Origin of the sequence: Neisseria sp. HMSC70E02 (assembly GCF_001838645.1) — a bacterium.
GTDB classification, from domain to species: domain Bacteria; phylum Pseudomonadota; class Gammaproteobacteria; order Burkholderiales; family Neisseriaceae; genus Neisseria; species Neisseria macacae.
Window position 1 is genome coordinate 1 of the sequence record NZ_KV838042.1, and the last position, 1251, is coordinate 1251.

Consider the following 1251-nt stretch of genomic DNA (forward strand, 5'->3'; position numbering starts at 1 on the left):
TCGGCATCCCGCGCGAGATGACCGACATCCACGGCAATCTCTTATGGTACGGCGAATATACCGCCTGGGGTCGTCTGAAAAAGGATGAGCGGGTTTACAAGAACGCGCATCAGCCGTTCCGACTGCAAAACCAGTACTTCGATGAAGAGACCGGGCTGCACTACAACCTGATGCGGTATTACGAGCCTGAGGCCGGGCGGTTTGTGAATCAAGATCCGATTGGGTTGTTGGGTGGGGAGAATCTTTATTCGTTTGCGCCAAGTGTACAGGCGTGGTTTGACCCGTTGGGGTTAGAAAAATGTTCTCCTAACAAAAAGGAATTTTACAATGCCAAATCGAGAAGAGAGGCTTTTAGAAGAGCAAAAAGAGATTCAAACATACCTAATTCACTTCAGCCCACAAAAATTAGACGTGTTCTTTTAGATGATGGTTATGGTAATAAGGTTTTAGATAGTAATTATCAACCAATTCAGGTGAGAGAATATTTTTATGAAATTCCTGGAAGAGAAACTATTGTTATCCAAGAACACAGTCTTGGCCATACAAAAGCAGAAATCAATAAAGGCAGAGAACCACATTTTAATGTGAGACCAGAAAGTAATACGAACACTGGTTCTGTAAGTGGTACTTATGGACATTATAATTTTAAGAAAAAAAGGTAATCTTATGTTGAATTTAGATTTCTTCGGAAATAATTTTTTTCTAAAAAAAATTTATCCTGAAGGTATATATAATTCTATTTTTATTAAAGATATTATGATTAGTTTAAATGGTAATAGCGAATTCAGTTTTTTTATAAAACAGGAGCCATTATTTCCCGTTAAAAAATGGGGAAAATGGGAGGAAGATTTTAATGCCTTATGGGTTAAAACATCAAGTAATGTAAGATTTAAAGGAGTTTTAATTTCAAATCCAGATAGATTGGGATTTAATAAATTAGATATATATGTTGAAGACTTTTGCCAAATTTTTATTTCTCAAAAAGAAAATTCTCATGTAAATCTATCATTGTTCAAGAATGATAGATTTATTATTCAGAATGTAATTCCCATTTTTATTTAAAATGAGTTGTAACCTACTTCCTTCTCAAGTAGTCGATAACAAGCCATAGTCTGTATAAAACTTCCAATTCCGACGTAAGGTGTGTGCGAAACGCACATATGCGTTTTTTGCTTCTCAAATGACCTCAAACCTTCTTTGAGGTCATTTGAGCTATCTGTTCTTTAACAATCTCAGCCAAAACCGCCTACG

2 protein-coding genes are annotated in these 1251 nt (G+C 36.0%); both read left to right on the forward strand.

What is annotated here, in order from left to right; genetic code table 11:
• Positions 1 to 662: HNH/endonuclease VII fold putative polymorphic toxin (locus tag HMPREF3277_RS14790; protein ID WP_210401139.1), on the forward strand; the 662-nt coding region annotated here is incomplete at its 5' end.
• Positions 663 to 666: 4 nt separating this feature from the next.
• Entirely contained in the window at positions 667 to 1062 is a 396-nt protein-coding gene (locus HMPREF3277_RS00055; protein ID WP_070869687.1) for a hypothetical protein, read from the forward strand.
• Positions 1063 to 1251: the final 189 nt, after the last annotated feature.

Bases quoted from the DNA above. Each gene is read 5' to 3' on its own strand.
- HMPREF3277_RS00055 (WP_070869687.1), top strand. From the start codon at position 667: ATGTTGAATTTAGATTTCTTCGGAAATAATTTTTTTCTAAAAAAAATT.